Origin of the sequence: Microcoleus sp. Pol1C5 (assembly GCF_036701115.1) — a bacterium.
Classification (GTDB): domain Bacteria; phylum Cyanobacteriota; class Cyanobacteriia; order Cyanobacteriales; family Microcoleaceae; genus Microcoleus.
Genome location: NZ_JAUBQE010000084.1, coordinates 1 through 17,195 on the forward strand (window position 1 = coordinate 1; position 17,195 = coordinate 17,195).

19 protein-coding genes are annotated in these 17,195 nt (G+C 44.0%); 15 read left to right on the forward strand and 4 right to left on the reverse strand.

Annotation, left to right across the window (positions count from 1 at the left end):
- Positions 1 to 189: 189 nt before the first annotated feature.
- Entirely contained in the window at positions 190 to 750 is a 561-nt protein-coding gene (locus QUA23_RS28975; RefSeq protein WP_333079292.1) for a hypothetical protein, read from the reverse strand.
- Positions 751 to 1,146: 396 nt separating this feature from the next.
- Here QUA23_RS28975 and QUA23_RS28980 point away from each other — a divergent pair, with 396 nt between their 5' ends.
- The 4 genes from QUA23_RS28980 (at position 1,147) to QUA23_RS28995 (ending at position 5,998) form a co-directional block, all read left to right on the forward strand.
- Positions 1,147 to 2,349 carry a Coenzyme F420 hydrogenase/dehydrogenase, beta subunit C-terminal domain gene (locus tag QUA23_RS28980; RefSeq protein ID WP_333079294.1) on the forward strand — a complete coding sequence of 401 codons (1,203 nt, stop codon included), beginning with the start codon at positions 1,147 to 1,149 and terminating at the stop codon, positions 2,347 to 2,349.
- 98 nt (positions 2,350 to 2,447) lie between these two features.
- Positions 2,448 to 3,482, forward strand: coding sequence for a M28 family peptidase (locus QUA23_RS28985; protein ID WP_333079295.1), 1,035 nt, complete (start codon positions 2,448 to 2,450; stop codon positions 3,480 to 3,482).
- Positions 3,483 to 3,670: 188 nt separating this feature from the next.
- A complete protein-coding gene (locus QUA23_RS28990; protein WP_333079296.1) occupies positions 3,671 to 4,807 on the forward strand; it encodes a leucine-rich repeat protein in 1,137 nt (378 codons plus the stop codon).
- A gap of 45 nt (positions 4,808 to 4,852) precedes the next feature.
- On the forward strand, positions 4,853 to 5,998 hold the full coding sequence (locus QUA23_RS28995; protein ID WP_333079297.1) for a leucine-rich repeat domain-containing protein: 1,146 nt from the start codon (positions 4,853 to 4,855) through the stop codon (positions 5,996 to 5,998).
- A gap of 119 nt (positions 5,999 to 6,117) precedes the next feature.
- Here the strand turns inward: QUA23_RS28995 and QUA23_RS29000 are convergent, their stop codons facing one another.
- On the reverse strand, positions 6,118 to 6,489 hold the full coding sequence (locus QUA23_RS29000; RefSeq protein WP_333041417.1) for a DUF2237 domain-containing protein: 372 nt from the start codon (positions 6,487 to 6,489) through the stop codon (positions 6,118 to 6,120).
- Between the two features lie 49 nt (positions 6,490 to 6,538).
- Positions 6,539 to 7,000, reverse strand: coding sequence for a GNAT family N-acetyltransferase (locus tag QUA23_RS29005; RefSeq protein ID WP_333079298.1), 462 nt, complete (start codon positions 6,998 to 7,000; stop codon positions 6,539 to 6,541).
- Positions 7,001 to 7,210: 210 nt separating this feature from the next.
- Between QUA23_RS29005 and QUA23_RS29010 the strand changes: the two genes are divergently transcribed.
- The 9 genes from QUA23_RS29010 to QUA23_RS29050 all read left to right on the forward strand — a co-directional run bounded on the left by QUA23_RS29010 (position 7,211) and on the right by QUA23_RS29050 (position 13,420).
- Complete coding sequence (locus QUA23_RS29010; RefSeq protein ID WP_333079300.1) at positions 7,211 to 7,447, forward strand: hypothetical protein; 237 nt, start codon at positions 7,211 to 7,213, stop codon at positions 7,445 to 7,447.
- A gap of 76 nt (positions 7,448 to 7,523) precedes the next feature.
- Entirely contained in the window at positions 7,524 to 7,706 is a 183-nt protein-coding gene (locus QUA23_RS29015) for a hypothetical protein (protein ID WP_333079301.1), read from the forward strand.
- A gap of 95 nt (positions 7,707 to 7,801) precedes the next feature.
- Positions 7,802 to 8,131 (forward strand): hypothetical protein, encoded by a 330-nt coding sequence (locus QUA23_RS29020; RefSeq protein ID WP_333079303.1) that lies wholly within the window; start codon positions 7,802 to 7,804, stop codon positions 8,129 to 8,131.
- Positions 8,132 to 8,286: 155 nt separating this feature from the next.
- Positions 8,287 to 8,868, forward strand: coding sequence for a TetR/AcrR family transcriptional regulator (locus QUA23_RS29025; protein ID WP_333079304.1), 582 nt, complete (start codon positions 8,287 to 8,289; stop codon positions 8,866 to 8,868).
- Positions 8,869 to 8,877: 9 nt separating this feature from the next.
- Positions 8,878 to 10,383, forward strand: coding sequence for an HlyD family efflux transporter periplasmic adaptor subunit (locus QUA23_RS29030; RefSeq protein ID WP_333079305.1), 1,506 nt, complete (start codon positions 8,878 to 8,880; stop codon positions 10,381 to 10,383).
- Between the two features lie 34 nt (positions 10,384 to 10,417).
- Positions 10,418 to 11,050, forward strand: a complete 633-nt coding sequence (locus tag QUA23_RS29035) for a Vat family streptogramin A O-acetyltransferase (protein ID WP_333079307.1) — start codon at positions 10,418 to 10,420, stop codon at positions 11,048 to 11,050.
- Between the two features lie 46 nt (positions 11,051 to 11,096).
- Entirely contained in the window at positions 11,097 to 11,429 is a 333-nt protein-coding gene (locus QUA23_RS29040; RefSeq protein ID WP_333079309.1) for a DUF2834 domain-containing protein, read from the forward strand.
- 37 nt (positions 11,430 to 11,466) lie between these two features.
- Positions 11,467 to 12,621: an ABC transporter permease DevC gene (gene devC / locus QUA23_RS29045; protein ID WP_333079311.1), complete on the forward strand. Its 1,155-nt coding sequence runs from the start codon at positions 11,467 to 11,469 to the stop codon at positions 12,619 to 12,621.
- A gap of 61 nt (positions 12,622 to 12,682) precedes the next feature.
- Entirely contained in the window at positions 12,683 to 13,420 is a 738-nt protein-coding gene (locus QUA23_RS29050) for a DevA family ABC transporter ATP-binding protein (protein WP_333079312.1), read from the forward strand.
- Here QUA23_RS29050 and QUA23_RS29055 read toward each other — a convergent pair.
- Positions 13,410 to 14,657, reverse strand: a complete 1,248-nt coding sequence (locus QUA23_RS29055; RefSeq protein WP_333079313.1) for a methionine gamma-lyase family protein — start codon at positions 14,655 to 14,657, stop codon at positions 13,410 to 13,412. The two genes, QUA23_RS29050 and QUA23_RS29055, sit on opposite strands and share 11 nt — an antisense overlap.
- 80 nt (positions 14,658 to 14,737) lie before the next feature.
- Here QUA23_RS29055 and QUA23_RS29060 point away from each other — a divergent pair, with 80 nt between their 5' ends.
- Both QUA23_RS29060 and QUA23_RS29065 read left to right on the forward strand, forming a co-directional pair.
- Complete coding sequence (locus QUA23_RS29060; RefSeq protein ID WP_333079314.1) at positions 14,738 to 15,550, forward strand: acyl-CoA desaturase; 813 nt, start codon at positions 14,738 to 14,740, stop codon at positions 15,548 to 15,550.
- A gap of 361 nt (positions 15,551 to 15,911) precedes the next feature.
- Positions 15,912 to 16,730: a fatty acid desaturase gene (locus QUA23_RS29065; protein ID WP_333079315.1), complete on the forward strand. Its 819-nt coding sequence runs from the start codon at positions 15,912 to 15,914 to the stop codon at positions 16,728 to 16,730.
- Positions 16,731 to 17,195 lie beyond the last annotated feature (465 nt).

The following is a 17,195-nucleotide window of genomic DNA, read 5'->3' on the forward strand; positions in this document are numbered from 1 at the left end:
ACTCATGTTCAGTCCCGAAAAAAAGATATTTTACCATCTCTTCCTACTCTTTATTTTATTTTTCGGAGATGTCTATTAGGAAAAAGCCCTCCTGTCAACTCACCGAAGAGCTAAAAAAACTCATAAATAAGGACTAAATTCCTTAGTACAAACTTGTGAACGGGGACTTTTGTACTCTTGTCTAATATTTCAGTTTAACTGCGTGCCGACAATAATCTTTTGCACGCGATCGCCCTTAATTTCCAAAATCAAATTAGAAGCCTTTTGGTCATTGCTGTAAGTCAACCGAGTCGCTCCACCCTGAACAGATTGCGACCCATAACCGTAAGTTTTAACAACTTTTTGGCTGTTATCTCCTACCTTCACACCATCAATTGTCACGAACTTGGGCTTGGTAGCAGAAATCAAATAAACTTTGCCCTCCCATGCAGCTACCGTCAATCCTGAGTAGGTTAGCGTGCGAATCTTGCCGCCGATGCCAGGTCCAGCAGGTTTAGTTTCGTCGCGCTGCGGTTTTCCCAACTTGCGTTTTGCCTCTTCTACAGCCATCCCCAACCGAACGCCGCCAATCCCCAGGCGCGAATAGTTCAGCGCCGCCGGCTTTTGTGTCGCACTGAGCATTCTTTCTAGAGTCGCAACAGTTTGATTCATAGCGGGAACAGGACGAACTAAAGCAGCAAATCCTAAGCTCGAAATTGCGAGATTCATCATGATGCCAGCGAGGGCTGTTGTCACAAATATTTTTACCATTTTTTTATAGCTTTATTTGGCAATGTATTCGTGCGATCGCCTGCTCGATCCGGATTGATACTAATAGGACTTACACCAACACTCCTGGATGCACTGCGCTGCTCTGAAACCGATTTTTTTTACCAACACTACACACAGAAACCCGGTTTTTACCATAAATCTTAGGTTTAACAGTGAGGTATTCAGCCAGAAACTGGGTTTCTAGCGCAACCTAGGTAAGTCCTGACTAATATTTTTTAAGCTTTGAAAACCGTCAATTTCGGGCGAACCGAATTTGCTTCCGCACAAGCTTGCGTCCGCCTGCCGGGACTGAAAGAAAGAATAAAAGAGGTAAATCAGCGGAAATTGCTGTGATATCCTAACAAAAGCCATATCTCGATAAAATTAGCAATTTAGATGACCGCAACAGATTCTACTAAACACCAAAAATCCAAAGCCCTCAAACCGGGTAGCCGCCGCCCCGCTAAAGAACTTTGCAGCGAGTGCGGTTTGTGCGATACATATTACATTCATTATGTCAAGGAATCTTGTGCTTTCTTAACACAGCATATCGCGGAATTAGAAGAAGAGATTCACGGGCGATCGCGCAATCTCGACAATCCCGACGATTGGTATTTCGGAGTCAGTCAAAATATGATGGCGGCTCGGAAAAAAGAGCCGATCGAGGGCGCTCAGTGGACGGGAATTGTCAGCACAATTGCCATTGAAATGCTCGAAAAAGGAATTGTAGAAGGCGTTGTTTGCGTCCAAAATACTAAAGAAGACCGCTTTCAGCCGATGCCGATTATTGCTAGAAACCGCGAAGAAATTCTGGCAGCAAAAGTCAACAAACCCACTTTATCTCCCAACCTTTCAGTATTAGAACAAATAGAAAAATCTGGGATGAAGCGGCTGTTAGTAATTGGCGTCGGCTGTCAAATTCAAGCTTTGCGAACAGTCGAGAAAAAACTCGGTTTAGAAAAGCTCTACGTTTTGGGAACTCCCTGTGTAGATAATGTCAGCCGTGCAGGCTTGCAAAAATTCCTAGATACGACTAGCCGTTCTCCCGAAACGGTTGTATCTTATGAGTTTATGCAAGACTTTAACGTTCACTTCAAACACGAAGACGGTTCGGAAGAAAAAGTGCCGTTTTTTGGCTTGAATACTAAGGAATTGAAAGATGTTTTTGCTCCTTCTTGTTTGAGCTGTTTTGATTATGTGAATTCTTTAGCAGATTTAGTTGTGGGCTACATGGGCGCACCTTTTGGTTGGCAGTGGATTGTAGTGCGAAATGACACCGGGCAAGAAATGTTAGATTTGGTAACGGATCAGTTAAATACTCAGCCCGTAATGTCTAAGGGAAACCGAAAAGAAGCCGTTCAGCAAAGCATTCCGGCTTATGAGAAAGGAGTGACATTGCCGATGTGGGCGGCGAAGTTAATGGGAGTTTTTATTGAGAGAATTGGGCCAAAGGGCTTGGAATATGCTCGGTTTTCAATTGATTCTCATTTCACTCGCAATTATCTGTACGTGAAGCGCAATTATCCTGAGAAATTAGAGGCTCATGTGCCGGAATATGCTAAGCGGATTGTGGGGCAGTATAAGTTACCAGATGTGTAAACTTGTAGGGTGCGTCAGTCAAAAGTTGTTGGATTATTGAAAAAATAACGCTAACTGACGCACCCTACTACTGAAGCATAGCAAAAGATAAAAAATAAATGCTATTGGGAAAAATAGAATTATGGAATCGCAGAACGTTAACTAGACTGGCTATCCTTAGTACGATTTTAATTAGTCTGATTAGTGGGATATGGTTGAGTATGATTGCAATGCCAGGGAAAAGCTACAGCGGAACAATTCCCCCTTTAACAGCACAGGAAATCTCGCTCCGAGATGCTTTACAGCGCGATGTGGAAAAGCTCTCTGGTGACATCGGAGAGCGCAACTTTATACAATATCAAAAACTTGGAGAAGCTGCTGACTTTCTCGAAGCATCTTTTCAAGCTGCTGGCTATAAAGTTGAACGCCAAGGATATAAAATTGAGGATAAATTTTATTATAACATAGAAGTGGAGATTCCAGGTGGAAAAAAGGCAGATGAAATAGTTGTAATTGGGGCACATTATGATTCTGTGGTGGGGAGTCCAGGGGCAAATGATAACGCAACTGGGGCGGCGGGAGTTCTGGCTTTAGCTAGAATGTTTGCGGATAAAAAGCCGGAAAAGACTGTGCGTTTTGTTGAATTTGTGAATGAGGAACCGCCTTTTTTCTGGACTGCTGATATGGGGAGTTTGGTTTATGCGAAAAGATGCAGAGAGCGTAATGAAAAAATTGTTTCGATGCTCAGTTTAGAAACAATTGGTTATTACTCAGATGCCAAAAACAGTCAGAAATATCCAGCACCATTAAACCTTTTTTATCCTACATCGGGAAACTTTATCGGATTTATTGGCAATACATCCTCCAGTAAACTGGTTAGAGAGGCGATCGCATCTTTCCGCCGCCATGCTGAATTTCCCTCGGAAGGTGCAGCAATTCCGGGTGCCATTCCTGGTGTTGGTTGGTCAGATCAATGGTCTTTTTGGCAACATGGTTATCCAGGGGTGATGGTGACAGATACTGCTCCCTATCGCTATCCTTACTATCACACGGCGCAAGATACACCCGATAAGGTTGATTGGGAACGGACAGCGAAGGTGATAGCTGGATTGGAGAAAGTTGTGGCAGATTTGGTGAGAGTTGATATTAATTAGTTGCGTAGGCTGCCCAGCGGGGAAATATCCTCGCTCGGCACAGAATATCAGGCAAAAGGACGCACCTAAAAATTAGTATAAGTTGCCTGAGTGAGCTGATTCAGAGAGTTTGTAATAGATGTTTTGCAGGGACACACTAAGGCAGTGTCTTTGTTTTATACAGTTGGGCAAATGAGAGGTAGAAGATTATGACACTCATAGTTGCACAGAAACACAGGAATTTACAAAAGTCGATCGCACTTACTTGTTGTGTGCTTCTAGCATTATCTGGAAGTGGACTCTCTGCCAAGGCCGCAGAAGTGCGATCGGGAAACAACGGACGAACATTTGCCGATTGGTGTCGCCAAAAAGCTGATTTGAGTCCTGAAGCTAAACATACAGTTGAGGTTCTGCTGCAGAAAGCTGAGACTACTGAGTGCGATGCAGCCGATCGGAAACTTTCGAGTCTCACAGAACTCTTCCTCTCCAACAATAAAATCAGCGACCTCAAACCCTTACAATCTTTGACTAACCTGAATCGTCTCTCCCTCAGCGATAATCAAATCAGCGACCTCAAACCTTTGCAATCCTTGACTAACCTGAATTGGCTCACGCTAGGAAACAATCAAATCAGCGACATCAAACCTTTGCAATCCTTGACTAACCTAACTACGATCGCGCTCGGAAACAATCAAATCAGCGACATCAAACCGCTAGAATCCTTGACTAGCCTGACAGATCTCGAACTCGACAACAATCTTCTGGGCGACATCAAACCCTTACAATCTTTGACTAACCTGACTGCGCTCTCCCTCCACAACAATAAAATCAGCGACATCAAACCCTTACAATCTTTGACTAACGTGCCTCAACTCGATCTCAAAGGCAATAAAATCAGCGACATTAAACCGCTCGAATCCTTGACTAACCTGACTGCACTCGACCTCAGCGACAATAAAATCAGCGACATTAAACCGCTCGAATCCTTGACTAACCTGACTTTTCTTGTCCTCAGCGGAAATCTTGTGGGCGACATTAAACCGCTCGAATCCTTGACTAACCTGAGCCTTCTCGTCCTCAGCAACAATAAAATCAGCGACATTAAACCGCTCGAATCCTTGACTAACCTGACTTTTCTCAGCCTCGATACAAATCTTGTGGGCGACATCAAACCGCTCGAATCCTTGACTAACCTGACTTTTCTCAGCCTCAGCAACAATAAAATCAGCGACATCCAACCCTTGGAATCTTTGAGTAACCTGAGCATTCTCGACCTCAAGGGAAATCCGATCGCTCCCAAAACTTGCCCTCTCAAACCAGAGTCTATCTGTAAGTGGGAACCCTGAAATTAAATGCTCAAACTTTGCAGTTGTGGAAATTAGAGGTACAAGATGATGGCACTCATAGTTGCACACAAACACATGAAGTTACCAAAGTCGATCGCACTTACTGGTTGTGCGATCGTAGCATTATCGGGAAATGGACTATCTGCCAAGGCCGCAGAAACGCGATCGGGAAACAAAACATTTGCTCAATGGTGTCGCGAAAAAGATTCTTTGAGTCCAGAAGCTAAACATACTGTTGATATGCTGTTAAAAATAGCAGGAACTACTGAGTGCGATGAGGGCGATCGCCAACTTTCTAGTATCACAGGAATTAGCTTTACGAAGCAAGGAATCAGCGACATCACACCGCTAGCATCCTTAACTAACCTGAAGACTCTCCGGCTCATCAACTGTTCTATCAGCGACATCACACCGCTAGCATCCTTAACTAACCTGACTTTGCTCAACCTCAGCAGCAATCAGATCGTTGACATCAAACCGCTAGCATCCTTGGTTAACCTGAAAGTGCTCAACATCGGGAACAATCAGATCCGCGACATCAAACCGCTAGCATCCTTGACTAACCTGACTGAAATCGTCCTCATCGAAAATCAAATTAGTGACATCACACCGCTAGCATCCTTGACTAACCTGAAAGGACTTTTCCTCCGCAGCAATCAGATTGACGACATCAAGCCACTAGCATCTTTGACTAACCTGGAAGGGATCGATCTCGCGGGCAATCAAATTAGTGACATCAAACCGCTAGCATCTTTGATTAAACTGACTTTTCTCGACCTCAGCAGCAATCAGATTAGTGACATCAAATCACTAGCATCCTTGACTAACCTAGAAGGGATTAACCTCAGCTCGAATCAAATCGGTGATATCCAACCGCTAGCATCCTTGACTAACCTGGGAGGGCTATCACTTAACAAGAATGAGATCGCTGACCTTAAACCGCTAGAATTCTTGACTAAAGTGGAGATTCTCTGGCTCAACAACAATCAAATCGTTGATATCAAACCGCTAGCATCCTTGACTAAGCTGACTTTACTCTCACTCGAAAACAATCAAATCAGCGACATCAAACCGCTCGAATCTTTGACTAAACTGACTGAGATCTACCTCAGCGAAAATCCGATCGCTCCCAAAACTTGCCCTCTCAAACCAGAGTCTATCTGTAAGTGGGAACCACAAACTCAACCATAAAACTTTACAGTGACGCCCGATCGCACTTAAATATTAGAGTTACGAAGGATAAATTTGCTATTCATCAGAAAAATCCGATCGCCCTTATTGACTAAAAGCGATCGCACACCAACATCCTCCTACAAATCAGCAGCGTGCTGCTTCAATTCATCCAAAGAAACGTATTCCAAAGTCAAGGCGTGAGTCGCAGCCAAAACCACAGGCGGCGCAACTCCTGCATCCATTGCTTCCTTCCAGCGAGAAGCGCACAAACACCAGCAATCTCCCGGCTTCAAACCGGGGAAATTAAATTCGGGAACCGGAGTGCTCAAATCATTTCCATTCGATTTAGTGAATTGCAAAAACTCTTCTGTCAGTTGAGCACAAACAGTGTGAGCCCCAAAGTCGCCACCACCTGTATTGCATTTGCCGTCCCGATAATATCCTGTCATGGGCGAAGTGCAGCAAGTCTCTAACTTTCCGCCCAGCACATTTGTAGCTTCCGTCACCATCGCAACTCCTCAGTAAAACACTTGGATCTAATTTTACACAAATCGTTGTTTATATCTTTTTTTCCATGACAAAGTTGATGAATTGTTGTCCTCGCCGTTCTACTTCTTGTTTTCTAATCACCATAAATCCCTGGCTTTCAAAAAAAGGTCGAGCTGTAATGCTGGCTTCGGTAAATAACTTGTTAATTCCTAAGTCTTGGGCTTTTGACTCAATTTGTTTTAAAATTAGCCTGCCAACTCCTTGCCTTTGAAAATCTTGATGACAGTAAAAGCGATCGATATGGCCGCTTGCTTCTAATTCCCCAAAACCTGCAATTTGATCGCCCTCTTCTGCTACGAAAGTAAATTTACTGCTTAAACTTTTAGTCCAACTTTCGATATCCATATCTGCTGGTGCCCAAGCATCTACTTGTGCTTGTGTGTAATCGCGGATGTTTACTTCGTGTACCGTGTCGTAAAAAAGTTTTACAATTTGTTGCGTATCACCGATTTCGTAGGTTCGTATTCTCATAAATAGTCTCCGCTGTTAATTAGATTGTGTGCCTCGATCGCCCTCACTCTCAAAGATAATCCGATCGGGTGATTTCCCGACTCTGCTAAATGAGCTACAAGTAATTTAAAAGAAGTGGAAGGGGAAGGTGTGGGGGAAATTACTCTGTTATGGTGAAAATCATTGAATCTTTCCTTTTTTTTTCAGAAGCTAACTGCCGGCTCTAAAAGTATGGACTTTCGGACTTTAAGTAGAGACCACGTTCTCACCCACATTTGGGGTCGAGTCAATCATCCCGAAGTTTTGGCTTTGCCTTTGCCAGATATGCTGTGCTGTCAAAGTGAAGATATCGATTTTTTTCAAGAGCAACTCGCTGAGACTCTCTTAGAAAATTATAGCTTAATTACGGTTTATCAATATATTTTTTTTACAAGCTTTAAAGCAGGAAATAAATTCGACGGGGTTTGAGATCCGCCGCTTTTTATCGGGTTCAACCGAGGTGCTGTTTGAATCTCACTCTAATTCTCTAATCCTTCAAAAAAAGATGCTGGCAAGTTTGCTGTTTATTATTCCCAATAAGGAAGTTTGGGAAGGCTACAAAGTGCCGGAGCAAATTCAAGCGGCGCATTATATTTATAACTGTCTGGTTCGTAATTCTGATGACTTGTTAACTGCGGACGAATGCCAGGAATTAGTGAAGGCAATCGCCTCATTGCTGCTGCGGTAATTGCTAGAAAAGTAGGTTTGTAGTTGCGCTTGGGTACTCCGGAGTGCCCAAGCGCAACTACGAACCTTTTTTAAGGTACAAGTTGGGTAACTTCTGTGTTAATCTCCCAGGCAAATTCCCAAGCCGCGGGCCATTTTCACCAGAGTAGAAGGGGGTTCCACGCCTCTGTATTTGGCGATCGCATCTTCCAATGGTACGGTGTCGTAAAACAGTTTTACAATTTGTTAGGTATCACCGATTTTGTAGGTTCGTACTCTCATAAATTATTTCACTGCGATCGCTTCTTTAATATTAATTTGGGATTTTTAACCGCCTCCGAACGCGGATGGATGTTGGCTTTTACCATTTTGTCTCATTTCTGGCAGGGCGATCGGCTAAAAAATTCTTCCCTACCCCTTGACAAACTCTACGACTCTGTGTTGTAGTAAATATAACGATTGTTCGATATAGATCGACCCTACCCGCTGACCCAAAAAATCAATTTTGTAGTGATTTATACTATATCTAACGTTCGATATAGAATTATCAGACCAATAAATTTTAGACTTTAGATAATCTAAAATCTAAAATCTATTCACCCATGCCAAAAATAGTTGACCGCGATCGATACCGTAAAGAACTACTAAAAAAATGCTTTGACATATTTGCCGAAAAAGGTTACTCATCAGTAACTATGCGGGAAATTGGGTCAGAAATTGGAGTTTCTACAGGAACCCTTTATCACTACTTCCCGAGTAAAGAAAGTTTGTTCGAGCAGTTAATTGAATACTTGAGCTATGAAGATACAAAAGAAGAAGCAATTTCCGAACTGGGAAATCCGCCAACTTTAGCAGAAAAAGTTGAAAAACTGATGGATTACTTCAGCAAAAATGAAGATTACATCCTTAAAAGTCTGTTAATGACATTTGAGTTTTGCCAACAAAAAACTCGTCAAGAGATTGACGGCAATCAAGCACTTCAGGAATCGGGAAAGCGTTACGAAGAGGCAGTCAGTTGCTACTTAGGTATCTCCGAGCCAGCAATCGCTAGATTTATCATCTGTTATGCTGACGGTTTGCTGGTAAGAAGGTTTTATCAAGGTGAAAGAATATCTGTTGCAGAACAATGGACTTTATTAAAAGAGATGTTGCTCGCTTATTTAGAAAAAAATAGCTGCAAGTAGAGGACAAGTATGAATTTTCAATCTTGGATAGAACCTAAAAATAAATTAGTAATCGGAATGGCAATTGCTGCCAGCATCATTACCAGCGGTACAGCTTTTTACGGGATTTCTAAGTTTGTACCGTTGGCTCAAAATACGGAACCTTTGCGTGCGGAAATACCGCCAGTGAGGAAAATAACAGCATTGGGAAGATTGGAACCGCAAGGAGAAGTGGTTCGCTTGGGAGTATCGCAGACTTTAGATGGCGATCGCATTTCCCAGCTTTTAGTCAAAGAGGGCGATCGAGTCAAAGCAGGACAACTAATCGCGATTTTGGATGCGCGCGATCGCCTGCAATCTGTTTTAGATGAAGCTCAAGAGAAAGTCAAAGTTGCTCGATCCCGTTTAGCACAAGTAAAAGCTGGTGCCAAGTCGGGAGAACTTGCCGCACAATCTGCCACAATTGGCAAGCTAGAAGCGGAACTACAAGGCAACAAAACTGCACAACAAGCAACTGTCGATCGCCTGCAAGCACAATGGCAAGGCGACAGAACCGCACAGCAGGCAACTATCAGCAGAATCACGGCCCAGTGGCAAGGGGAGAGGAAAGCACAACAGGCAACAATTAGCCGAATAGCGGCACAATGGCAAGGAGAAAAAACTGCACAAATAGCAGCTATAGACAAATTGCAAGCCGAGTTTAATAATGCTAAAGCTGAAGATTTCCGACATCAGCAACTCGCGGGTGAAGGTGCAGTTTCTAAATCCGTAAGAGATACTAAGCGGCTGGCCTTAGAAACAAGTCGCCAGCTAATTAAAGAAGCACAAGCTAATCTCAGCCGAATTAATAATACGGCAAAGCAGCAACTTGAAGAAGCACAAGCAAACCTCGATCGCATTAACAATACAGCCAAACAGCAAATTAACGAAGCAGAAGCAAACCTAACTCGCATTAACAGTACATCAATCCAGCAGCTTAACGAAGCTCAATCAACACTCAAACGCATTCAAGGAACTGGCATCGCACAACTAGAAGAAGCGAAATCAACTCTTGACAAAATAGCCGAAGTGCGCCCCGTGGATGTGCAAGCAGCCGAAGCTGAGATCGAAAGTGCGATCGCCCAAGTAAAGCGCGCCCAAACCGAGTTAAATCAAGCTTCCATCCGCGCGCCCAACGCTGGAAAAATCCTGAAAATTCATACTCGTGCTGGTGAAAAAATTAGCGATGACGGTATTGCTGACTTAGGAAAAACTGACCAAATGGTAGTCGTTGCGGAAATTTATCAAACCGACATCAGCAAAATTAAGCTAGGACAAAAAGCAGCGGTTATTAGCCAAGCATTCTCAGGAGAGTTGCAGGGAACTGTCAAAGAGATTGCGTTAAAAGTAAGTAAACAAAATGTGTTTAGTAACCAACCAGGAGAAAACTTAGATAGCCGAGTAGTAGAAGTAAAAATTTACCTGAATCCTCAAGCTAGCAAACAAGTTGCGGGCTTGACCAATTTGCAGGTACAAGTAGCAATTGAACAAAACTAAAGTCTTTACTAAAAACCTTGGAGGATTGAAAGTTATGGCAGAATTTGGCCCCGACCCGAACCGACCTTATCCGATGGCAGACCAGCGCAGGGTTTGCTTTATCAAAAACTTCATAAAATCCCCCAATATTATCGTCGGCGATTACTCATATTATGACGATCCAATCGAGCCAGAAAACTTCGAGAGAAACGTACTTTACAATTACGGCAGTGACAAATTAATTATTGGTAAATTTTGTGCGATCGCCACTAACGTCAAATTCATTATGAACGGTGCAAACCACAAATTAGACGGCATTTCTACCTATCCTTTTCCTGTCTTTGGGAATGGTTGGGAAACAGCCATGAATCTATTAATCGAACTGCCAAGTAAAGGCGATACTGCGATCGGCAATGACGTTTGGATCGGCTATGAATCGGTGATTATGCCGGGAGTCAAAATCGGCGACGGTGCAATCGTGGCCGCCAAAACAGTTGTAGTAAAAGATGTTCCCGCTTACACCGTTGTCGGTGGAAACCCTGCACATTCAATCAGACAGCGTTTCAGCGATGCTGAAGTTGCACAACTATTAGAAATTCGGTGGTGGGATTGGGAAATTGACAAGATTTCTCGCAACATTAACTTAATTATGCAATCTGATATTAAAGCGCTCAGTAATGCTGAGTAAACTCGCAAATATAGCGATTTAAGATTAACAAACAGGAGGTTTCCCAATGCTTCAAATTGCATACTTAGTTCTCTGTATTCTGGGTACTGCTTTACCGTATTCCCAGTTTGTCCCGTTTCTCTTAGAAAAAGGGTTGAATATTAACGCTTTCTTCGGACAATTGTTTGCAAATCAAATTTCCGGCTTTTTTGGCATGGATGTAATCGTCTCGTCCGTGGTTTTTTTGTTTTTTGTATTTAGCGAAGGTTCGCGTCTGAAAATGAAAAACTTGTGGATTTATATTGTCACTAACTTACTGGTAGGTGTTTCCCTGGGTTTGCCTTTATTTCTCCTAATGCGGCAACGCAAACTTGAAGAAACAGCTTTAAATAACCAATAATAAATTCCCAATTCCCAATTCCCAATTCCCAAAAATTATGTTTCGCAAAACACCCCTTGCATGGTTGCAAGTAACTAGAGAAAAAACCCGCCTCGCTGTTGCTATAGCAGGAATTGCCTTTGCAGATATTTTGATTTTTGTGCAACTGGGATTTCAAGATGCACTATTCGATTCTGCAGTTAAGCCCCACCAAAGTTTACAGACAGATTTAGTTTTAATCAATCCTCAATTTGAAACTTTTGCTGCGGTAAAAGATTTCAACCGAGAGCGACTTTACCAAGCACAAGGAGTGGAAGGAGTAAAATCAGTCACTTCCTTATATATTGGTATGGGAGAGTGGCGAAATCCCACAACCCGCACTACTCGATCGATTTTAATTTTTGGCATCGACCCCGGAAACATAACATTTAATCTGCCTGATGTCAATCAAAATTTGCATCAAATTCAAATGTTTAATCATGTGTTATTTGATCAATCCTCTCGACCTGAATACGGCGAGATTGCAAATATTTTTCACAAACAATCTACCCTCGAAACTGAACTCAATAAACGCAATGTTCAAGTAGGAGGAGTCTTTACTCTCGGTACTTCCTTCGTGGCTGACGGCAATGTCATTGCCAGCGATTCTACATTCATGAACTTATTTCCCGATCGCACACCCGATCGAGTTGATGTCGGCTTAATCAACCTACAACCCGATGCCGATATTAACAAAACCCAGTCAATGATCAAAGCTATATTGCCCGATGATGTCAAAGTTTTAACCCTAGCAGAATTTGCAGAAATTGAAAAAGCTTATTGGGCAAATGCTACTCCAATCGGCTTTATTTTCGGATTCGGTACAATTATCGGATTCGTTGTTGGTCTGATTATTGTTTACCAAATTCTTTACTCGGACGTTTCCGATCACTTAGCGGAATATGCGACTTTAAAAGCAATGGGATATAGCGATCGCTATTTAGTCGGAGTATTAATTCAGGAAGCTCTGCTATTAGCTGTATTAGGTTTTATGCCGGGAATTGTTTTAGCTAACGGACTGTATTCGCTAGCACAATCTGCCACTTTACTGCCAATTGGTATGACAAAAAATCGAGCGGTTGTAGTGTTAAGTTTGACGATCGTGATGTGTACCGGTTCCGGCGCCCTCGCCCTCCGCAAACTCCAATCAGCCGACCCTGCAGACATCTTCTAATCTGCGTTCATCAACGTCAATCTGCCTGCATCTGCGGTCAAAAAAACTCCCAAAAATCACCATGCAAACCCTAAATTTTCCCGCTAACCCAACTACCGCAACCGAAACCGTAATTTCAGTCCAAAACCTCAACCATTACTTCGGTCAAGGCTCTCTCAAAAAACAAGCCTTATTTGACATAAATCTCGACATCAACCCCGGAGAAATAGTCATTATGACGGGGCCCTCCGGTTCCGGCAAAACAACTTTATTGACAATGTTAGGAGGGCTGCGTTCTGCTCAAGAAGGGAGTCTCAAAATTCTTGGGCAAGAAATACACGGAGCTAGCAAAACTCAGTTAACTAAACTTAGAAAGCAAATTGGCTATATTTTTCAAGCACATAACTTGATGACATTCTTGACCGCCAAGCAAAACGTGCGAATGTCTTTGGAACTGCACACAGAAATGCTAAATCAGAATATGGATGCTTTGTCAATAGCTATGTTAGAAGCAGTGGGTTTGGGAGAGCGGGCTAATTATTACCCCGAAAATTTGTCGGGAGGGCAAAAACAAAGAGTTGCGATCGCCCGGGCGTTAGTCAGCCGCCCTAAAATAGTATTAGCGGACGAACCTACCGCTGCTTTAGACAAAAAATCCGGGCGAGATGTTGTAGAAATTATGCAAAGACTAGCAAAAGAGCAAGGTTGCACGATTTTGCTAGTCACGCACGACAACCGCATTCTCGATATTGCCGATCGAATTATCTACATGGAAGACGGCCGTTTAGCCACAAATCCGCGTCTGGTAATTAGTGATTAGTCACTTTATTTGCTGGGCCCACAGCCTCGATCGCATCCTCAAGAGCGATCGATACATGAGTCCAATGAGTCCCCCCCTGACAAAAAGCCACGTAAGGCTCCCGCAGAGGCCCGTCAGCCGAAAACTCCGACGTACTCCCATCAATAAAAGTACCCCCAGCCATCACCAACTGACTTTCATACCCGTGCATCGGAGCCGGCACCGGATCTAAATAGGAACCGACGGGGGAATTTTGCTGAACAGCCCGACAAAAAGCAATTAACTTATCAGCAGAACCGAATTCGATCGCCTGAATCACATCTCGTCTTCTAGCCAAAGGCATAGGATTCACTCGATAACCCAACTTATAAAAAACATAAGCCGTCAAATGGTTGCCCTTCATCGCCTCTCCCACACAACCGGGAGCCATAAACAAACCCTGAAACAGCAGCCGATTCAAATCAAAAGTTGCGCCGCCGCTGCTGCCGATTCCCGGCGCCGTCAAGCGACAAGTTGCCGCCTCCACCAAATCAGCCCGGCCGGCGACGTAACCGCCAGCAGGGACGATCGTACCCCCCGGATTTTTGATTAAAGAACCAGCCATCAGATCCGCACCCACAGCAGTAGGTTCGCAATCATCCACAAACTCCCCGTAACAATTATCAACAAAGCAAATTGTGTTAGGATTCTGATGTTTGACTATGGCGACGATTTTTTCAATCTCAGAAATAGACAAACTCGACCGCCAAGAATAGCCGCAAGAGCGCTGGATAAAAACCAGGCGAGTCTTTGCTGAAATAGTAGAGCTCAATGCCTGCCAATCCAAACTTCCTTCGCGAGTTAGAGGCAACTGACGGTAACTAATGCCAAACTCAAGCAGTGAACCTTGACCTTGCCCCCGCAAGCCGATCACTTCTTCTAAAGTATCGTAGGGAGAACCAGCCACTGCCAACATTTCGTCACCAGGACGCAGGATGCCAAAAAGAGCACAGGCGATCGCGTGAGTACCCGAAACAAACTGTACCCGGACAGCCGCAGCCTGGGCCCCTACCACTTCGGCAAACACCCCGTCCAAAGTCTCCCGACCCAAATCATCGTGGCCGTAACCCGTAACCCCTGCAAAATGGTGGACTCCAACCCGGTGGCTGCGAAAAGCTTTTAAGACTCGTTGAAGATTTTGCTTGACTGTAGTGTCAATACCAGAAAAAATCTGAAAGAGTGCCTGTTCTGCTTCCTGTAGCCGTGAAACGCTATTCATCTATACCTCGCTCACCCTTTGCGTGCGCGCTGTTCATTATGGCGTAGATGCGGCCCCTAGTTTGTAAACATAATATATTCATGACGATTGCAACTTCCAAAAAAACTTCTCCTGATTGGCCTGTCGTAGGCTTTATGGCCTTTCTGCACATCGGTGCTTTATTTGCTTTGCTGCCGGGTAATTTTAGCTGGTCTGCGGTCGGGCTAGCAGTCTTCCTGCATTGGGTAACAGGTGGTTTAGGAATTACTCTCGGATATCACCGCCTCGTCACCCACCGCAGTTTTCAAACACCGAAATGGCTAGAGTATTTTCTAGTTATTTGCGGTACCCTTTCCTGTGAAGGTGGCCCGATCGACTGGGTAGGAATGCACCGGTTACACCACATACATTCCGACACCGAAACAGATCCGCACGATTCCAATCAAGGCTTCTGGTGGAGCCACATGGGTTGGATGCTCTCGGATCTTCCGATCAGAGTTGAAATCCCCCGCTTTACTAAAGACATCGGCGACGACCCAGTATACAAGTTTCTCCAAGCATATTTTATCCCCATCCAAGTTGTCTTCGGTGTGTTGCTTTATTTATTAGGCGGCTGGTCTTTCGTGGTTTGGGGCGTGTTTATGCGGATCGTGGTGGTGTTCCACTGCACTTGGCTGGTTAACAGCGCTACCCACAAATTCGGCTACCGCACCTACGAGTCGGGCGATCGATCGACCAACTGCTGGTGGGTTGCCCTGCTCACCTACGGCGAAGGCTGGCACAACAACCACCACGCCTTTCAATACTCGGCTCGCCACGGTCTTCAATGGTGGGAAATCGACTTCACCTGGATGACAATTCAACTGCTGCAATCGCTGGGTTTGGCAACCAAAGTGAAATTAGCAGAAAAATAGCGATCGGCAATTAGTCATTGGTTGTAGGTCATCAGTTCTGGACTAATGGCTGGTGACCAATGCCTAATCCTGTTTTTTGCGATCGGATACAGGTTGGGTTGAAGTAACCTCGCATCTTCTAGTGCGATCGACCCAACCAAAACCAGAATCAGTTATAATATAATTGGGAACAAAAAATTTTGTTTGGTCACCAAATTTTTTATTTTCAAAATACAACCGTAAATCTTTTTCAATCCTAATCCCAAATCTATCATTGATTCTTTATTAGTTTGGGCAAGTGTGCAGCAAAAAAAGTTCACTGCTCAATCCAAACTATTATGCGTGAATCCCGGTCGGCATCTCATCAGAAATCAAAAAAAGAATGACAATAGCAACGCAAGAAAAACTCCAATACAATTGGAAGCACGTTATTAGTTTAGCAGGACTTCATATCGGCGCTTTGTTCGCCCTGTTACCCAGTAACTTCCATTGGACAGCAGTTGGTTTAACAGTATTTATGCACTGGATAACCGGCGGTTTGGGAATAACTCTCGGATGGCATCGTATGCTCACCCACCGCAGTTTTCAGACACCAAAATTCGTAGAATACTTTCTAGCATTTTGCGGAGCCCTTGCCTGTCAAGGAGGAATAATTGATTGGGTTGGGCTGCACCGATTGCACCACACCCACTCTGACCAAAATGCGCTCGACCCTCACAATGCCCAAAAGGGTTTTTGGTGGAGTCACATCGGCTGGATGCTATATAAAGGTCCAGCTCACGCTGAAATTTCCCGCTGCACAAAAGACATTTCAAGCGACCCGTTTTATCAATTTTTGCAAAATTACTTTCTGCCAATTCAAATCGCCTTTGGCGTCTTGCTTTACTTAGCAGCAGGCTGGCCTTTTGTAGTTTGGGTAATTTTTGTCCGCTTAGTTTTCGTTTATCACTGCACATGGTTTGTGAACAGCGCCACTCACAAATTTGGCTACCGCACTTACGAAACAAAGGATAGTTCTACTAACTGTTGGTGGGTTGCGCTTTTGACTTACGGCGAAGGCTGGCACAACAACCACCATGCTTATCAATACTCTGCGCGTCACGGGATGGAAAGGTGGGAAATTGACTTCACTTGGATGACAATTCAATTTTTGGAAGCAGTAGGTTTGGCTACTAAGGTGAAATTACCAGCAGCAAAATAGCAGCAATTGGGTCCTAGACGCAGAACCTCTTTAGGCTGTAGGCTGCGCCGGGCCACGCACCTTACCGCTTGAGAAACCCGGTTTCTTTGAGAAACCGGGTTTTTTGGTGACTAACCACCAATTACTAATGACTAATAACCTAATACGGTTCAGTTAAGGAAAATTGTAGCGAAAATGTTGGGCGGAGTGAAACGGAGGGTTCGTTCCAAGGGCCCAACCTACGCACTACGCACCATCTGTTTTTTTAGCACTAACTGAACCGTAGTGGGCTATAGGTGGGGGAGAGAAGGGGTGAATTTTAATGCCTGAAAGCTTTACTAGGGGTGGGTTTGCAGTGATTTGTACCTATGCGAGGCACATACAAATGCTGAAAACTTGATTGTGAGAGCTGGGGGGGTGACAAGGCGGTCAGGAGCTAGATAGAATCTGGGCGAGAGCCTTCATCCCCCGTTGATAAAAATGGCG